Consider the following 16021-nt stretch of genomic DNA (forward strand, 5'->3'; position numbering starts at 1 on the left):
TATTAACCTTGCGACTCGCTGCGATAGCGCTCGTAGTGGCGCAAGAACAGACTTTCCAACTCGATAATCGCCGCGTCTGCCGGCAAGCCACCCACGGCATGTTTGGACATCACTGCGGCGGTATCATTGAGCATGACTTTCGCGTCGAGCATGTGGTAGGACTCACGCAAGCGTTTGATGGCACCCACCACAGTCTCTTCCTCCCGCGCCGGGATCGACAGCGGCTCCAACAACGGCTCACTTCCGCCCTTTGCCCCGCCCTCTTTCCCGCGACTCACGAGAAATTCAGCAAAGGTGAGCAGTTGCTCGCGTTGCCCATCATCCAACTTGCGACTCACGCGCAGCAAGCGGCGCTCAAAGGCATTCATGACTTGTCTGCGGGGGCGACGTTGAGGGCGAAAACGCGCGGTTTCCGACGTTCGGACATCAAAGACAGCTCGCGCACCAAGGCCACCAGGACCTGATCGGTCGTCTTCTGCATTTCCGGCCACAACTCCCGCGCCTGGGCGAGAAGCTCGCCGACATTGTCGGGGGTTTCCCGGTCTTCCTCCATCAAGATATCCTCGATCAGGCCAGGCTTCATTTCCGGCCGGAAAAGCAGGGCCATCGCACCACCGTCCTCAGGACGAAAGGCAATCCAACGCCCCTCATCATCCACTACCAAGGGCTGGATATGTTCCGGCAACTTGGCAACTCCTGCGGACCATACAATCACCTGACGCCCGTCCACCGCCTGTGCCAGCGGATCATCACGGCCTGCCTCCGTCGCGTGGGCGGTGGTGAAATAAGCATTGTGGTAAGGCTCCAGCGACAACTCCGCCCCTTCATATTGGGCAATCATCAACGCACCCAGGCCAAAACCGATCACCGGACGTTGCGCCTTGCGGAAGGCGCCAATCGTTTGCAGCTCCTGCTCCAGCCAAGGATACTTTTCCGTCTCCAAGGGCGACATGGGGCCACCCAACAGAAACAGGGCATCAAAGGTCAGGGCGCTACTGGGCAACTCTTGGGTCAGGAATACGCGAAAGTAGCTGAACCCAATATCGCGCTTCTCGAGTTGGCTTTCGATGACGCCCAGGAATTCCGAGTAACTATGTTGGACAACGGCAAAATGCTTCATGAACGGACTACCCCGCGTTGCTTGGGCAAGCTGAGAAAATCCTTGCTGCAACGCTCTTTGGAAAATTCGAGAAATTCATCCATCACCAGACTGCGGAACTTCTGTTTTTGGTAAACAAAGAAATAAGGCCGCGCCAGGGGAGGATTGAGGGGGCGCGCCACAATGGATCCGAGCGCCAATTCCTTGAGCACCGTTGCCTCGGAAACCACGGCAACACCCAATCCCCCTTCGACAGCCCCTTTGACTGCCTCCGGGCTTCCCAACTCCATGGTGACATGCAGATCCTGCGGGTCCACCCCTTCCTGCTGCAGATATTCCATGGTCACTTCGCGGGTACCGGAGCCTTCCTCGCGGGAGACAAAGGGGAAATCCAACAACTCCCGCGCCAGAACGGCCTCGTGTTCGCCCAAGACATGATCAGCGGGGGCAATAACGATCATGTTGTCCATGCAGCATTTCAGGGTTGCAAGGCTCTTGTTGGTGACGACCCCCTCCACCAGACCAAGATCGATGCTGTTGTCTTCGATCATGTGGACGATCTTGTCCGTGTTACCAACATGCAAGCGCACCTGTACGTCGGGATATTTCATTTTGAAATCGCCGAGCACCCGGGGCAGCATATACTCGGCAATGGTCGTGCTGGCACCGATCAGCAGATGTCCGCGCAGATCGCCAGTCATTTCCCCCACACGGTTAGACATTTCTGAATATAACGAAAGAATTCTTTCTGAGTATTCGTACACCACCATGCCGGCTTCCGTGAGGCTGATGCGGTTGTGAGTACGATCAAACAGGCGGGTATTGAACTGCTCTTCCAATTGCTTCACTTGGAAGGTCACCGCCGGTTGTGTCATGTGCAAGGTCTCTGCCGCCTTGGTGAAGCTCAACAAACGCGCCACCGTATGAAAGACCTGCAATCGTCTATCTGCCATAGTTTTCCCGTCGCTCGCGACTTTGCCAGAGTTTAGGGATAATATCAGAGCGGTTCAATACATTATTCTGGAGAGTGCCCGTGCCAAAAGCCTGGGAAAAGCTCGACCTCCATGGGGAAGGGCTACAAAGCGTGCAGATCCGGCTGCAGCAACTACAGAAGAAAAATTCCAGCGCCTACCTGAGCTGGCTGTGTTTCTGGCTCGGGCTCCATCGGTTCTACCTGCAGCGCCGGCTTGCCTGGGCCTACCCCATGGCCAGCCTCCTGGTCGTCATTCTCGCCCTTACCCTCCCTTGGCCCTTTGCCTTGGGCCTTGGACTCGTGATGCTGCTGTTTGCCCTGCGCGACCTGCGCCAGCTTGGCATGTGGGTGAGCCAGTTCAATCGCGAGCAGCGCAAGGCAGCTTGGTTTGCCCAGCAAACACCTGCCGCACCGAAGGGATATCAGGGCCGACCAGAGAATCTGGATCAGGGCAAAGAGTGGGAGAAAGAGCTGCAAAACTACAAAAAAGTGAAGGAAGCGGAGCAGGCCGGCCATCCCGCAGCAAAAGTGTCAGACAAGAAAGGTTTTGCTCCCGGCAGCCGGCGCATGTCCTTTGCCGAGCAGGAGCGCCTGCTGGCAGAGATTCATCGCCAGGAAAAACAGAAAGACGACTGAAGCCTATTTCTCTTTCTCGAACATCGCCAGGAACTGCTGTCGCTGCAGAGGCTCCTGCTGGGCGACCGCCAGAAAATCAGACAAATGCATGGGGTTGCTCATCCCCACCAGGGTCACCGCAATGCCGGGGGTCGAGCGCACAAACTGCATGGCGCGCTGGGCGGCATTGGCCAGATCTGGCATTGCCTGCTGCAGGCTAGGCACCTCTTCCCGCCCCAACAAGCCCTTGCCAAGGGAGTGGCTAGCCATGACGGTCAGCTTGAGCTGATACGCCGCTTGTATGGTGGAGGCGATATTCCCCTGCCCGGTGACCTGGCTGAAGCGCGTGTAAGCCTCAGGCATCAACGCATTGAAGGGCAGCTCGACAATGCGCAGATGATGACGCTTGCCCTCTCCTGCCGCCTTTTCCGCCAAGCCCAACAGACTGGTCATCGACTGGAATAGCGGATTATCGGTTTCAACGCGACAGGCGTGGAAGGTAGAGATGCCATAATGGCGGAGCTTCCCCTCTGCCACTGCTCCCTCCAGCGCCGCAAAGACATCAATCAACTTGCGGTACACCTGTTCTTTGCCAATCAATGGAATCTGCACCTCGGGCTGGTCCACCAGAAAGGCGTCAATGGTCGCCAACCCGGTTTGGGCACGCAGTTCATCGAGCTGCCAGAGGAGATACTCCGGACTCAGGCAATGAATACCATGGGCCAGATCTTCCTTCTTCCCCCGCCCTTTGGCCTCCACCTCCTGAGCAAAAAAACGATCGAGATCGTCCGGTTTACCCTCGGGAAAGGTCAGAAAACCGCCCTTGCCCAGGACAAAAAACTCTTCCCGCTGGATTCCCGCCTGCAGCGCCTTGGCGATGCCTGCGCCGACGGCCCGTCCGGCGCGCCCGTAGCGGTAGTTGGCACCGGTATCGACGACATTGATGCCCGACTGCAGCGCCTGCGCCACGATGGCCGCCACCGCCAGATCCGTCACTTCGTCGGGGGCTCCCGGAAATGTCCCCACCCCCAAGGAGGACAGCTTGATCCGCGTATTGAGAAAATCGCTGTAATGCCCCTCGGGCAAGCCCGCAGCAATGAAGCGCTCAGCGTATTTCTTGCTGGCGAGGCTGTTCGCGGCACCGGGAATCAATTCGGCAGTCATGCCAGGGCTCTCCTATGGGCAAAAAGGGGATGCTGATGCAGAAGATATTCGACACGGTCGACGATTTCGCTGCGGATGTTTCCCTCCAGGGGAAGATCCTCGAGTTCATGAAACTGCCGCTCGTAATCTGGCGCATCCTCATCGTCGAGTTCCCAATCAACGCTGCGCAATAGCTCCTGTCCGGCCGCAGGCAAGGGACTGGGCAGTGCCCTGCCGCTGAGGATGGCCCACAAGCCCGTCCAGCAGCGCGCCAGAGCAATGGGGTGATAGCCACCGCCACCGAGTACCAGGAGTCGCGGCGAGTCCGTAACGATTTGCTGCAGCATCTCCCAGAACAGCAGATTGCTGATGCGAAACTTGCTCAATGGATCCGGGGCGAGGATGTCGGTACCTGCCTGCAGCACGACGACATCCGGGGCAAAGGCCTCCAGGACGCGCGGCCAAAGGGCGGAAAAAAGATGGCGATACTCGCTGTCGTTCACTTCTTGCGGTAGGGGTAAGTTCAACGCCTCCCCGGGATGATCCGTCAGCCCTCCCCCCTGAAAAGGGTAGGCATACGCCGTATCCATATGGATCGATACCGTCTGCACCTGGGGGTCCTGGACAAAGGCGGCCTCGACGCCATCGCCATGATGGGCATCCAGGTCCCAGTACAGGACCCGCAGGCCGGTGCGGCGTAGGCGCTGGATGGCAAGGACGGGATCATTCAGATAGCAGAAGCCCCGGGCCTGATGTGCCGCTGCATGGTGCATCCCACCAGCGGGGCTGAAGGCCGTCTGTCCCTGCAAGACCAACTCTGCCGCCTGGATGCTCGATCCTGTGGCCAAATTCGGGGTATCGAAAAAACCCGGGAAACAGGGGTTTTCCAAGGTGCCGAGCTGATACAGACGCCGATCCTGATCGGTCACTCGACCGCGGAATTGGGCCTTCTCGAAGGCTTGAATATAGTCGCGGGTGTGAAATCCCCAGAGTTCATGATGACTAGCGGGGCGCCCGAGCCGATACTCCTGCGGCCCCATGGCCCCGTAGCTGTTGATCAGATCCAGGGTCAGCGACACCCGCGGAATGGCAAGGGGATGATTCTTGCCATAGCTGTTACGCCGATAGCGCGCCGCACCCACAAAAAAGGCTGCACGGGTGGGCGGAATGTGCTCCTGCAGCAGCTCGGCCTCGTTCATCAGTGCCCCCGCAATCGCAGATAAATCTCAGGCAAACGTTGGGGCAGATGATCGATCTGCGGCAGGACCAGGTAATGGCCCGGTCCGAAGACGAGGGGTAGATACTCACCACCGCGCGGATCAAGACTGATGCAGAAAGCATGCACCCCCTGTTCCCGCGCCTCCCGCACCGCCATGCGGGTGTCCTCCTGCAGATAGCGCGGATCACCACCGTCATCGTAGTCGGCGGGTCGACCATCGGAGAGAATCAACAAGAGTCGTCGCTGTCCGGGACTGCGCAGGAGCTGCCGCGTGCTGTGTCGAATGGCGGCTCCCATACGCGTCGCCAGGCGCCCACTGAGGCCACCCAGAACGGCTCTGGCTCGCCCATCAAAACGCTCATCGAAGCGTTTGATCGGGTAGACCAGCACCTCTTGATGATATTTGCTGGCAAAGCCATAGAGGGCAAAAGGATCCCCGACTTCGACCAAGGCCTCGCCGAAGAGCAGCATAGCGGCCCGTAAACGATCGACCACCCGCACGCCGCTGTCGGCGGCCTCGGCCATGATCGAGGTAGACAGATCGGCGAGAAGCAAGACCGCCGTATCGCGCTGCAACGGCCGACGTTGCCGGTAGATGTTGGCTTTGGGGCTCTGACCTGCGCGCCGCTCGACGACAAACTGCACGGCGGCATCGATGTCCGGCTCTTCGCCCTCCTTCTGCCGCCGCAGGGGAGACATGCGCGTCGGCTTCTGCGCCTGTAGTGCCTTCTTCAGTCGGCGCATGGTGCCATCGTTTTCCGCCGTGATCTCCACCGCGCGCGCCTCGTCGCGCTCGCGCAGCTTGCGCTCATGCACCCGCGCCCAGTTGTCCTTGTATTTTTCCTGGCGGTAGTCCCATTCCTTGTAGGGCCAGCCACCCTTGGGACCCTGCACTCCACGGCCACTGCCGTGGACCTTGGCGGGCATGGGAATCCCCACCCCTACTCGACCGCCGGTGCCCTGAATATCTTCTGGGGGGATTTCCAGATCCGGATCATTGCCCTCTGCCTGCTGCGGCGCCTCGCGCGGCTTTTCCTTATGACCGGCTGCGCCGAGCTCGCCGCCCGCGTCTATTTCCACGGCATCGTTCTGCAACTTCTTGCGCGGATAGACCGGCCGGGCAGCATTGGGCGAGTGCCCCGGCAAAAAGGCTGCCGCACGCTCGGCCAGAGTAATGGGGGGAAGATCGGTGTGGGCGTAGCGCTCCAGGGCTAGACGAAAGGCGTCGAGAATTCCCGCCACGGCAGTGGACAATGGCGTCAGCTCGCTTGGCAGATGACCAGCGGCTGCGGCGCAGGTGATCTGCAAGGCCTCGCGCCAATACGCACCCGCCGCCCCCGGGGGCACGCTGCGCGTCTCTGCCGCCCGCAGCAGGCGTGCCAGATACCCGGGCATCTCCCGCTCCATGGCCAGATCAACCCGCAGATCCTCGAGGATGTCGAAGATGAGCTGAAAACGTAGCAGGTCTTGACCGAATTGTGCAAAGAGGGGACGCCAGGTGATGCGCTGATCGGCATCCAACGGGGGATGCTCCATCCCAATTTCGCGGAAGAGCGCCTGAATGGCAGCGTCGTCATAACTGCCAAAGGCGAGGTGGGCACCAGTGTGGTAGAAGGCCAATACCGCCTCCTCCCGATCCGGCATCACGGCCGGGACAAAGAGGCTGCGCCCATCCGTCTCGAGAAAGCTGCGCCCGCCCTCCACGCTCCAGTCGCCCTCCTCGAAGGGCAGATGCAAGCCCGTCCAGGCCTGCAGGAGCAAGGCAAAGAGGCGCTTGTGTGGCCCAATACGAAAGCCCGGCAGCACCTCCAGGAGGAAGGCGCGCGCCTCGTCGCTCTCCAGCTTGTACCACGCCTCACCGCGGATACGGCCAGCCGCAAGAATATCCCGCCCGCGCTGCGCCCAGTCTGCAACCCCTTCCAGACCACAAATGGCGCGGACCTTGACCGCACCTTCGAGATAGCTCGCCAGACCCAGTCGTCCTTTCGCCAGCTCTCGCGCCGGAGCCAGCAAGGTACGCAACTCCTCGGCACCATAAGCGCCGAAGAGTTGGGCGATGGGCATGCGGAAGTACGCCGCGGCACTATCGACATGACGTGCGACCCAGTCTGCCCCTTCCTCGTACCAGATCTGTTCCCCCGCCAGGCCATACTGCTCGCGCACCTGCGCAGCCTGTTCAAAGTAGCCGACGGCCGCGCGAAACGTCCCGCGTTGGGTCAGGAAGACCCGCGCCTGCTCCAACCAGGGGTCGAGACCGCCGAACGCCTGTACGAGCCCTTCCGTGGCATGAAAGAAGCCCTTGCCCGCCTCACGATCATAGAAGAACAGCTCCCGACCGGTTTCCAGGTAGCGCAGTGCTTGCCCTTCGCCCAGAGGCTCCACTGCTGGCAATGCGGCACGCGCATCGCGTCCAGCAACGAAGCTCACCGCTTCGAGATGCTCGAGGATTTCCTCCGTCGCCGCAGACACGCAGGCCTCAGGCAGCGAAGAAGGTCTGGAAAATTTCCGTCAGCGCCATTGCCAACTCCGGATCATCGGTCTGCGGACTGACAATGGCCGCCTCGATAGCCTCCAACGGCGCCAGACCTGCCGCTATCAGGGTGCCGGCATAGACCAGGGCGCGGGTGGAAGTCACCTCTTGCAGGCCCTGATCCTTCAAATTGCGTGCCTTGGCAGCAGCCTGCACGAGTTTGCTGGAACGATCCGCATCCAGCCCCGACTCGCGCATAACGATCTGCGCCTCGAGCTCTGCCGGAGGATAGGTAAAGTTCATCCCCACAAAGCGTTGCTTGGTCGACGGCTTGAGATCCTTGAGAACAGTCTGATAGCCCGGATTGTAGGAGATGACCAGAAGAAAATCGGGATGCGCAGTGATTTCCGTGCCGAGCTTGTCAATGGGCAGATGACGGCGATGGTCGGTCAGCGGGTGGATGACGACCGTGGTATCGGTACGCGCCTCGACCACCTCGTCCAGATAGCAAATTGCGCCTTCCCGCACCGCGCGGGTCAAGGGACCGTCCTGCCAGACCGTTTCATCGCCCTCGATCAGGAAACGACCAACCAGATCGGAACTGGTCAGATCCTCGTGGCAGGCCACCGTGATCAGAGGACGTTTGAGACGCCAGGCCATATGTTCCAGAAACCGCGTCTTACCGCAGCCGGTTGGCCCTTTCAGCATTACCGGAAGACGTCGCCCCCAGGCGGCCATGAAGATCCCCAGCTCATTCCCCACCGGCTGATAAAATGGCTCTTCACTGATATAGCGCAGGGCATGATCGCCTGGGCGAGTCTGACTCATGATGGATCCTCTTGCGACTGTTCGGTATGGCTGCGGGCGTAAAGATACAAATGGCGCAGGGTGTGCAGCAACATCTTTTCCGGTTGCGGCGGCAGAGCGTCTTCGCGCCCCAGGTCTAGGCAATTCTGGTAGTACACCAACTCGCGACAATTGTCGCGAATGGTATTCCAATGTGGCTGCCCCTTCACCAGCGTTTTCCACAGCGTGAGCAGATCCGCATCGGCAGCAAAGTCCTTGCGCTCTGACACCAGTAAAATCTGCAGCAATTCCCGCGCGATTTCGGTGCCTTGCGCCACACTGGCGGAAAAATTACCTGGATCTGCACTTCGCCCGAGGGCCTCGATATGTGCCTGCGCCTCGTCCAAGCGCGCCAGCGCTAGGGTCTTATCGTGCATAACAACTCCTCTCGCCTGAACGAGTAACCTACCCTTTTTCCCCCACTTCGTCTAGGATACGGGTGTTTTACCCACTGATATCCATAATGGATTTTATGCACGGAAAAGGGGCTTTCATGAGCACGAAACTCGTCAAGATGGTCAAACTCAACAACCTGCAGTACAACCAGAACCGCGACCCACAGGTCTATCGCCGGGTGGTAGGTCATCCCTTCCGGATTCAGGCGATGCTCGAAGGCCAAGGCAGCGCCAAGGTTACCCTGAGCTGTGAAGGCAAGACCCTGAAGGAGAGCAATATCGAATTGCCCGGCATGTTCTCCTACGAGCTGACCTTCAAGAATGCTGGGGTGCGGGTTGCGACCCTGACGGCGAGCAACGAAGGCCAGAGCGAGAGCCACGAACTCCTGCTCGATACGGAAGCCCACGCCCACGTCGGCTGAACTTGCGTTCTGCCCACCCACGGGTGGGCAGCGACACTTACCAAGAGAACTGGCGCAGAAATTCGGGTAATCGCGCCAGGATTTCCTCTTTTTCGAAGAAGCGGTCCGCCCGCGCCGAACGCGCAGCGAGGCGCTGTTCCTCGCTGCCACCATAGCAAAAGATCGGAATGTTGAGCTGATGCTCGCGGCGGATTTCGTCGATAATCGCAGGGTCGATCGCCGGGTCGTCCAGGTCCAACATCAGAAAGCGATGCAAGAGGATCTCCTGCCAGTCGTCAAATTCCTCAACCGCAAGTGCTGCAGTCAGTGACCATTCGGGCGGCAAAGCGGCACGCGCCGCACTCAGCATCTCCTCGTCCGTACTCATCCAGATCAATCGCTTGCGTAGGCGGTCTTGGATCGTTGGCATCGGTTTCTCCTGTTCACAATTGATCGGTCCACACGGTAAGCTCGTGCAGACGCCGCTGCCAATGCTCCGCAGCGTCGCCCAGAACTCTGGCAAAAAGCGCCCTGTGTTGCGGTGAATCCGCCGACATTCCCACCAGAGCCCGGCAGATTTCCCCTGGCAAGACGTTACTCTCCACTGCGCGGTAGCGACCATCTTCCGTCCATACCCGCAGCCAGCCGTCGGGCCAGTGTCTTTCCGTGAGAAAAGCCCCAGCGCGTAGTTTGATCCCATTCGCCACGCGCCGGCGCCCGCCTCCCTCCCAGTCTACCGGTTCCAGCTCTGCCTGCAGCATGGCCGCACGTTCCGCGCCACTCAGTGCCCCCTCCATGACCTGCCAGCTCTGGGTCTGCAACTGCTCCTGCCAAACCTGCTTGATCCGGGTATGGGCAGGCACTGCTATTTGCCGTTCTTCAGCCCAACTGGTCAGGGAGGCGGATAAGGCTTGCCGGAGGGTGGCGCGAAAGCCCCTGGATGGTGCCGCCACCCGGTCGGCGAAGCCCACCCAGTCGGTGTGCAACAAATAACTCCCAGCGAGCACCAAACTGTTGCCGATACTCGCCGCACCGGTGCTCCCGATCCGTCGCCCCCGACAGCGAAATTCTTGCTCCGCGGCAAGTTCAACGGATATACCAAAATGCGCATGCACTGCCTGAATTATTGGGGCAATGGCCGCCAGCAACTGTTCCGGACGGCGCCGCTGGGCAGTCGGCGTGACCAACAGAAAATAGTTCAGATGCGCGGGCTCCACCCAGACCAGTCCACCGCCAATGGGCCGTTGGATAATCGGCAGAGACGAGGCACAAGCATCACGATCCAGCTCCAGCCCTGCCACCTGCGAGGCACCCAGACTGAGATGGGGTTCGGCACTTGCCAGCACCAGAAGACTGGGATCCTCCGCCCGCCGCAGCGTGGCCAATGCTTGATAGGCTTGGTGCAGGGCGCTGGCGGAAAGATGGCCGAGGTCAAGCCAGCGCAGCCGCTCCATCGTTCCCAGGACTGGCACAGAAACCGTTACTCGGCGCGTTCCTTGGGCCGGTAGAAGGAGGAAAAATAGAAATCGCGCTGGTTCAGCTCTTCATGCCAGTGAGCACGATCCTGCACGCCTTGCTGTAGGATGGCAGCGATGGCCTGGGCTTGTTCCCCATCGAGGATCAGAATGGCATCGAGGAGGTCTTCGTCCAAATCAATGAAGTGCGCCGCCAAGCCTTGCGGCTCTTGTACATGCACCAGGTAGGACTGGCAGGACAGGTCCTCGGGGTCCAGGGGCGTCATTACCAAGCGACCCAAGTAGGCCATGCGCGCGAGTTGATTGAAGCGGGGAATTTCGAGCTTCTTGCCCTTCTTGTACTTGTTGAGTTCATTTTTGATACTGCTGACATCGGCAATGGGAATGGTCTTCATGGACACCTCTCGCTATCGGTCGCCGCCTAGTGTCTGGCCTAGAGGACTCAGATGCAAGCCCGAGCGCTAGGACATCCAATAAAAAAGGGGCGACTTTCGTCGCCCCTGTACCCTTGAGGAGGGGTATAGTCTTAGAACTCGTAGCCGACCTGTAGCCCGTAAGAGTTTTCGCCGAGGGTCGACGAAGCGGCCTGCAGTGGATCGCCAGGAGCAAAAGGTGCCGAACCGGGCTCTCCGGTCATTGTGTTGCTGAAGGCATGCATATAGGCCTCAGTCAACTTCCAACCCATACCCAACTTCTGGGTCGCACCAAAGGTGATTGCATTTTGCACAATGGCCGGGAAAATGGTGTTTGAGGCAATTGCGGCGCTATTGTTTGGCACCGGATTGGAGCCCCACGTATAACCCGCCCGAACCTGCAACCAATTCGTAAGGTCGTACTGCGTGCCGATGTTGGCAACCCACTGATTGCGCCAATTCAGGGGAAGTGCTTCAACATTCGTGCCTTGCCAAGGTCCATAAATATTGAAGGTGTTCAGAGTATTGTGCCAGTTAATCCATTGTCCCTCGACACTGACCAGCCACTGACGTGTGGGACGAATAGCCAGACCCAAGGCGATCTGCTGTGGATAATTTAGATGGCCACTGTACTGACCTGGGTTACCAGGCGTACCGTTGGGGGCAACTTGTGCTCCCCCTTGAAACGTCATAGGCGTAAAGATCATGGGTGATTTATACGCCGCTCCCAAGGTTACCATATCGTTGACCTTGTAAAGTGCCCCTAACGTTAATCCGACACCATAAGCCCATGAAGGGGTGGACAAGTTGATTCCGGACGTTACAGGAACCACCGTATTGAAGGAACCAACGCCAGGCTGAACCACTGTGGCTGGGGCAAACTGAGTAAGAGTCTGCTGAAAAGAGCCTTGCTCGGCAGCGATGTTCAACGAGGCACCAATTGCTAGGTGCGAGTTAACCTTCATTGCAATGGACGGAGCCATCTGAATGAAAGTGATACTGCTATAGGCTTGGGCATATCCACCATAAGGAAGGCCCTGAGGATTGGGAGCAACATTTTGGAGATAGTTAACTCCTAAACCAGATGTTCCATACACACCGCCACCGAACACAATACCGTCACCAAACGCCGGCGCTACCCAGCCAATTGCTGGGACACCATATACGTTACTGTGACTACCAATCTCCCCAAAACCCATGTTCGTCTTGCGTGTTGGGTTGAAAACTTCCGCAGAAAAAGCCGCTTGCGGATGCATCAACGCCAGTCCAGCTGGGTTGCTGATGGCGGCGGACAAGGGATCATCGGGCGCAGCCACAACAGCCCCACCCATGCCGATAGCGTACTGACCAATACCAATCAACTGGTAGCCATCGGTGGCAAAGGCGCTACCCGAGAAACCTGCTGCGGCAAGTGCTGCAGCAACTGCAAGACCTACTATTCCGGATTTCTTTTTCACTTCTCCGCCCTCTGTTGTCAAAACGTGCTCCGATTGTGGCGGATAGGTCAAAGTGTTGCAAGAACTGTCACAATCAAAGTTTTTTGCGATTTGATCAAAGGAGAAAATACTGCGATTTCATTATATTGCTTATCATGACATGCTAATTTTACACGGAAAAGGGGGCCAGCGGCCCCCTGTCCTGCCAAACTCTGTAGGATCCCGCTCAGCCGGGGAACTGCAGTTCCTGCAGACGCATCTGGCGCCGCACGATCTCCACGTCCTGCTTGTTGAGGGCGAAAGGGAAAGAACGAATGTCCGAGGGCGAAGAATCGCCATAGGGACGATTGCAGGCGCTCACTTCCTCATCATCCTTGCCCGGGCAACCAGAGGTCTGGAAGGGTTTGCCCGAGTCGATGATGTCTTCCAGTTCGGCCTGGGGGAAACCAAAGTCTGCCACCCGACCATACTCGTCAAAGCTCATGTCCTCAAAGCGCCCACCGGCATAATCGATGAGGAAGCGGCCCAACTGCACGCGCCGCCACTGGTCCTGCGGCACCGGATCCCAATCTTCCATCATCGACCCCTTTTCTGGGAAGAAGGCGAACATATGATTGTGACCACCCATATCCTTCATGCGCTGGCAGACCTGCAGAATTTCCTGCTCCGTCTCGCCCATACCGCAGATCAGGTGCGCGCCAAACTTCTCCGGTCCATAAATTTCCGCGGCCCATTCGATCGCCTGCCAGTACTTGTCCCAGGAGTGCGGGCTCTGTACTGTCTTGCCGCGGGTGCGCTCAAAGATCTCCGGAGTCACGGCATCGAGAGCCACAGTGAAGATGTCGGCGCCCAACTCCTTCAGCGTAATCAGATCCTGCTTCTCCATGGTCGTCGGATTGGAGAGGATCGAGACTGGGATGTGCGGTGCCGCTTCCATCCAGCGCTTGAGCACGACCTGCGTGTCATAATCCGAGTCCGGATGGGTGATCATGCTGATGCACATGCGCTCAAACTGGCCCTTATCGCTATTCGCCGCGATGCGCTCCAGCATCTCATCTACCCGCACCGTCGGCCAGTCTACGCGAATGAAATTACGGTCGGCATAATCCCGGCTTTCTTCCCGGTGCCGCGCCAAACCACAGTAGGTGCAGTTGGCCCGACAACCCTCCGGGTAGGTCATGAGCAGATTCAGACAATGCGTGCAACTGGTCCGGTGCATGACGCCAGGGACGAGTCCCAGGGTAATCGCAGCTGCCGTGCTCAACTGCACATAGTCGGGAGAACGCATGGCCGGCGTCTTGACGAAATAGTCCGGCCGGTAAAAGTTCAAGGGCTGATTGGTTTCCGGGGCTACCGCACTCATGTGAAATCCTCCTCGACAATCCGCCCTCAGGCGGCAAAATATTCCTCAAAGGCAATCCATCCAGACCGCATGACGCGATCCTCCTGCGCCGCCGGCTTCCGCCACACGGCCTCCAACGCGCTACGGCGCTGCACCGCTCGCTGCAAAGCAGGACCAAACTGGTCCGTCATATCTTCCGCATACTCTTCCAGGGCATCACCATCACCAGCAAGCCAGGCATCAGCTGCCTCCCCCGCCGCGGCGCCGCTGATTACTGCCGCCGGAATTCCTGCCCCGGTGATCGGATGGGTCAGGCCAGCCGCATCCCCCAGCAGCAGGGCGCGGTCATGGACCATCGGACGAATGCCCCCGACGGGGATGGCACCGCCGGTACGTCCGAGAATCTCGGCGCCGACAATGCCGCGGCCCTGCATCTGCTCATGGAGAGTAGCAAGAGGCGCCTTCAGATTGCTCTCGAAGCGTCGATCTGCCCCCAGACCCAGGTTGGCCACCGGCCCGCGGGGAAACAGCCAAGCATATCCGCCGGGGAAGGCATCGGACAGAAAAATGTCGGTGTCCTGATAAGGCTGCAAGAGGGGCACGGTGTATTGCCGCGTGAAGACGACCGCCTGATCTGGCAGGCCAAGGGCCGCAGCAACGGCGCTATGTGGCCCATCCGCGCCCAGCAGAAAGCGGGGTCGCACGGCAATCATTTCGCCCTGATGCTGGATTTGCGCGATCTCGCCATCCCAGGAGCGAAACTGGGTCTGCCGCCAGAGCTCGGCACCGGCATCCTCCGCCATCTGGGCGAGTCCTTGATCAAAGCGCGCACGGTCGATCATGAGCCCAGGAAATTCGGAATGTTCGCTACTCCCCGATGGCAAGAAGGTCAGCATGCCGCTCACCTCCTGCACCCGCGACAGGGTTTCATGAACCGTGCGCATCAGAGGCATCGGCACAAATTCTGCGCACTGTACCGGCAAGCCGATTTCTGTTCTTTTATCAACAGCAAGGGTACGCAACCCCGCCGCCGCCGTGGCCCGCGCCGCCGCTGCTCCACCAGGGCCAACACCGACTACCAGAACGTCACAATCGATCATGCGCACGGTAACGCCTCCAGCACGACGGTGACAAAATCCTGCGGCACCAAGCCTAAGGCATCAACCGAGGTATCCTGGTACCAACGCTCGACGATTTGCGGCAGATCATCAATGTGGCTATTCCGTAAGGCCGCCTCCAGATCAATGACTGCACGCCGCGGTTGTATAAAAAAATCCCCGCTGAAAGCGATCTGGCGGATACGTCTTCCCCGCGCGTCCCAGAGCAGTTCGCTGCGTAGGGTGCCACCAGTACCGCGGTGAACCGCTTGCAAGAAAGGTTGCTCGCTCTGCGGGCGATCCTGCAACTGCAACCATTCCGGATCCCGCACTGTGGCCAGCGCCTCAGCCAGGTGACTTTCCACCTGCACGGGGAGGGGCGCCTCCTGTAGATCCCAGGAAAAATAGTCGCGGAAACCCTGCAACAAGGCCGACTTCACCTCTTCTTTCGCCGGCAAGCGTCCGAGCAAGGCGCGTAAGCTGGTCACCCGTTCCGCGACGGACTGTATGGCGTGGGCGTTCAGCTTCTCTGCCGGCACGCGCAGAATCCGTAGCATGCGCGGAATGTCCAAGTCGATCAGCACCGTCCCCTGAAACAAGACGACCTTGCCATCGATGATCCCGCCCGTACCGGAAACCTTGCGCCCACCTACCTCAATGTCGTTGCGCGGGCGGAATTGTGCATCCACGCCCAGCTGGCGCAGCCCCAAGGCCGCCGCTTCACAAATCTCTTGCGCGAGAAAACTCATGTCACCAGCGGGCAAGTCTTCGCGCCGGCAGACCAATTCCCAACCGAGCTGGGTCGGATCAAAAATGATCGCCCCGCCGCCCGTCAGGCGCCGCTGCACTGCCACGCCTTCCGCAGCACAAAAGGCGAGATCCAGTTCCTGTTGCGGCGACTGGTGATGCCCCAGCAAGGCGCAGTCGCGGAAATGCAGGAAACGAAATATCGGCGAGCAACCGCCTTCTGCCACGGCAGCGACCAGTGCATGGTCGAGGGCCATGTTCTCGTCCGCGTCGCGCAGGCCGGTATCGATAACCGACCAACGCGCCTCAGCGCCCCGCTGCCCCTTTTCCCGCCCTTGCATAACGGCGTG

The 16021-nt window shown here is 59.2% G+C and carries 17 protein-coding genes; 2 read left to right on the forward strand and 15 right to left on the reverse strand.

The features are described from left to right. Nucleotides 1–2: 2 nt before the first annotated feature. From M5D89_RS13570 to M5D89_RS13580, 3 genes are read right to left on the reverse strand one after another with little or no spacing between them, the layout of a single operon-like run. The gene (locus tag M5D89_RS13570; RefSeq protein WP_248886328.1) at nucleotides 3–368 is read right to left on the reverse strand and encodes a hypothetical protein; all 366 of its coding nucleotides are present in this window, start codon (nucleotides 366–368) and stop codon (nucleotides 3–5) included. Continuing rightward, nucleotides 365–1120, reverse strand: a complete 756-nt coding sequence (locus tag M5D89_RS13575) for a type 1 glutamine amidotransferase (protein WP_248886329.1) — start codon at nucleotides 1118–1120, stop codon at nucleotides 365–367. The genes M5D89_RS13570 and M5D89_RS13575 overlap by 4 nt, the downstream gene beginning before the upstream one ends. Beyond that, nucleotides 1117–2052 (reverse strand): selenium metabolism-associated LysR family transcriptional regulator, encoded by a 936-nt coding sequence (locus tag M5D89_RS13580; RefSeq protein WP_248886330.1) that lies wholly within the window; start codon nucleotides 2050–2052, stop codon nucleotides 1117–1119. The genes M5D89_RS13575 and M5D89_RS13580 overlap by 4 nt, the downstream gene beginning before the upstream one ends. 80 nt (nucleotides 2053–2132) lie before the next feature. On the opposite strand from M5D89_RS13580, the gene M5D89_RS13585 reads away from it, so the two are divergent. Next, complete coding sequence (locus M5D89_RS13585) at nucleotides 2133–2708, forward strand: TM2 domain-containing protein (RefSeq protein ID WP_248886331.1); 576 nt, start codon at nucleotides 2133–2135, stop codon at nucleotides 2706–2708. A gap of 3 nt (nucleotides 2709–2711) precedes the next feature. Here the strand turns inward: M5D89_RS13585 and M5D89_RS13590 are convergent, their stop codons facing one another. The 5 genes from M5D89_RS13590 to M5D89_RS13610 are packed head-to-tail and all read right to left on the reverse strand — an operon-like array spanning nucleotide 2712 to nucleotide 8742. Next, the gene (locus M5D89_RS13590; RefSeq protein ID WP_248886332.1) at nucleotides 2712–3851 is read right to left on the reverse strand and encodes an aldo/keto reductase; all 1140 of its coding nucleotides are present in this window, start codon (nucleotides 3849–3851) and stop codon (nucleotides 2712–2714) included. Further along, nucleotides 3848–5029, reverse strand: a complete 1182-nt coding sequence (locus tag M5D89_RS13595; protein WP_248886333.1) for an acetoin utilization protein AcuC — start codon at nucleotides 5027–5029, stop codon at nucleotides 3848–3850. Before M5D89_RS13595 ends, M5D89_RS13590 begins: the two co-directional genes overlap by 4 nt. Then, nucleotides 5029–7518: a nitric oxide reductase activation protein NorD gene (locus M5D89_RS13600; protein WP_248886334.1), complete on the reverse strand. Its 2490-nt coding sequence runs from the start codon at nucleotides 7516–7518 to the stop codon at nucleotides 5029–5031. The genes M5D89_RS13595 and M5D89_RS13600 overlap by 1 nt, the downstream gene beginning before the upstream one ends. Nucleotides 7519–7525: 7 nt before the next feature. Beyond that, entirely contained in the window at nucleotides 7526–8347 is an 822-nt protein-coding gene (locus tag M5D89_RS13605) for a CbbQ/NirQ/NorQ/GpvN family protein (RefSeq protein ID WP_248886335.1), read from the reverse strand. Continuing rightward, a complete protein-coding gene (locus M5D89_RS13610) occupies nucleotides 8344–8742 on the reverse strand; it encodes a hypothetical protein (RefSeq protein WP_248886336.1) in 399 nt (132 codons plus the stop codon). Before M5D89_RS13610 ends, M5D89_RS13605 begins: the two co-directional genes overlap by 4 nt. A 116-nt stretch (nucleotides 8743–8858) precedes the next feature. Between M5D89_RS13610 and M5D89_RS13615 the strand changes: the two genes are divergently transcribed. Next, the gene (locus M5D89_RS13615; protein ID WP_248886337.1) at nucleotides 8859–9182 is read left to right on the forward strand and encodes a hypothetical protein; all 324 of its coding nucleotides are present in this window, start codon (nucleotides 8859–8861) and stop codon (nucleotides 9180–9182) included. Between the two features lie 37 nt (nucleotides 9183–9219). On the opposite strand, the gene M5D89_RS13620 is transcribed toward M5D89_RS13615, so the two are convergent. The 7 genes from M5D89_RS13620 to M5D89_RS13650 all read right to left on the reverse strand — a co-directional run bounded on the left by M5D89_RS13620 (nucleotide 9220) and on the right by M5D89_RS13650 (nucleotide 16012). Continuing rightward, the gene (locus M5D89_RS13620) at nucleotides 9220–9591 is read right to left on the reverse strand and encodes a hypothetical protein (protein WP_248886338.1); all 372 of its coding nucleotides are present in this window, start codon (nucleotides 9589–9591) and stop codon (nucleotides 9220–9222) included. 13 nt (nucleotides 9592–9604) lie between these two features. Continuing rightward, nucleotides 9605–10633, reverse strand: a complete 1029-nt coding sequence (locus tag M5D89_RS13625) for a lipoyl protein ligase domain-containing protein (protein ID WP_248886339.1) — start codon at nucleotides 10631–10633, stop codon at nucleotides 9605–9607. Nucleotides 10634–10641: 8 nt separating this feature from the next. Further along, on the reverse strand, nucleotides 10642–11031 hold the full coding sequence (locus M5D89_RS13630; protein WP_248886340.1) for a hypothetical protein: 390 nt from the start codon (nucleotides 11029–11031) through the stop codon (nucleotides 10642–10644). Nucleotides 11032–11162: 131 nt separating this feature from the next. After that, nucleotides 11163–12506, reverse strand: coding sequence for an OmpP1/FadL family transporter (locus M5D89_RS13635; protein ID WP_248886341.1), 1344 nt, complete (start codon nucleotides 12504–12506; stop codon nucleotides 11163–11165). Between the two features lie 205 nt (nucleotides 12507–12711). Then, nucleotides 12712–13848 carry a radical SAM protein gene (locus M5D89_RS13640; RefSeq protein WP_248886342.1) on the reverse strand — a complete coding sequence of 379 codons (1137 nt, stop codon included), beginning with the start codon at nucleotides 13846–13848 and terminating at the stop codon, nucleotides 12712–12714. 26 nt (nucleotides 13849–13874) lie between these two features. After that, nucleotides 13875–14927, reverse strand: coding sequence for a geranylgeranyl reductase family protein (locus tag M5D89_RS13645; protein ID WP_248886481.1), 1053 nt, complete (start codon nucleotides 14925–14927; stop codon nucleotides 13875–13877). Beyond that, nucleotides 14924–16012, reverse strand: coding sequence for a lipoate--protein ligase family protein (locus M5D89_RS13650; RefSeq protein WP_248886343.1), 1089 nt, complete (start codon nucleotides 16010–16012; stop codon nucleotides 14924–14926). The genes M5D89_RS13645 and M5D89_RS13650 overlap by 4 nt, the downstream gene beginning before the upstream one ends. Nucleotides 16013–16021 lie beyond the last annotated feature (9 nt).

Origin of the sequence: Acidithiobacillus acidisediminis (genome assembly GCF_023277115.1) — a bacterium.
In the GTDB taxonomy this organism is placed as follows: domain Bacteria; phylum Pseudomonadota; class Gammaproteobacteria; order Acidithiobacillales; family Acidithiobacillaceae; genus Igneacidithiobacillus; species Igneacidithiobacillus acidisediminis.

Excerpts from the sequence above, each read along its gene's own strand:
- M5D89_RS13570 (WP_248886328.1), bottom strand. The coding sequence starts at position 368 with ATGAATGCCTTTGAGCGCCGCTTGCTGCGCGTGAGTCGCAAGTTGGAT.
- M5D89_RS13575 (WP_248886329.1), bottom strand. The coding sequence starts at position 1,120 with ATGAAGCATTTTGCCGTTGTCCAACATAGTTACTCGGAATTCCTGGGC.
- M5D89_RS13580 (WP_248886330.1), bottom strand. The coding sequence starts at position 2,052 with ATGGCAGATAGACGATTGCAGGTCTTTCATACGGTGGCGCGTTTGTTG.
- M5D89_RS13590 (WP_248886332.1), bottom strand. The coding sequence starts at position 3,851 with ATGACTGCCGAATTGATTCCCGGTGCCGCGAACAGCCTCGCCAGCAAG.
- M5D89_RS13595 (WP_248886333.1), bottom strand. The coding sequence starts at position 5,029 with ATGAACGAGGCCGAGCTGCTGCAGGAGCACATTCCGCCCACCCGTGCA.
- M5D89_RS13605 (WP_248886335.1), bottom strand. The coding sequence starts at position 8,347 with ATGAGTCAGACTCGCCCAGGCGATCATGCCCTGCGCTATATCAGTGAA.
- M5D89_RS13610 (WP_248886336.1), bottom strand. The coding sequence starts at position 8,742 with ATGCACGATAAGACCCTAGCGCTGGCGCGCTTGGACGAGGCGCAGGCA.
- M5D89_RS13615 (WP_248886337.1), top strand. The coding sequence starts at position 8,859 with ATGAGCACGAAACTCGTCAAGATGGTCAAACTCAACAACCTGCAGTAC.
- M5D89_RS13620 (WP_248886338.1), bottom strand. The coding sequence starts at position 9,591 with ATGCCAACGATCCAAGACCGCCTACGCAAGCGATTGATCTGGATGAGT.
- M5D89_RS13630 (WP_248886340.1), bottom strand. The coding sequence starts at position 11,031 with ATGAAGACCATTCCCATTGCCGATGTCAGCAGTATCAAAAATGAACTC.
- M5D89_RS13640 (WP_248886342.1), bottom strand. The coding sequence starts at position 13,848 with ATGAGTGCGGTAGCCCCGGAAACCAATCAGCCCTTGAACTTTTACCGG.
- M5D89_RS13645 (WP_248886481.1), bottom strand. The coding sequence starts at position 14,927 with ATGATCGATTGTGACGTTCTGGTAGTCGGTGTTGGCCCTGGTGGAGCA.
- M5D89_RS13650 (WP_248886343.1), bottom strand. The coding sequence starts at position 16,012 with ATGCAAGGGCGGGAAAAGGGGCAGCGGGGCGCTGAGGCGCGTTGGTCG.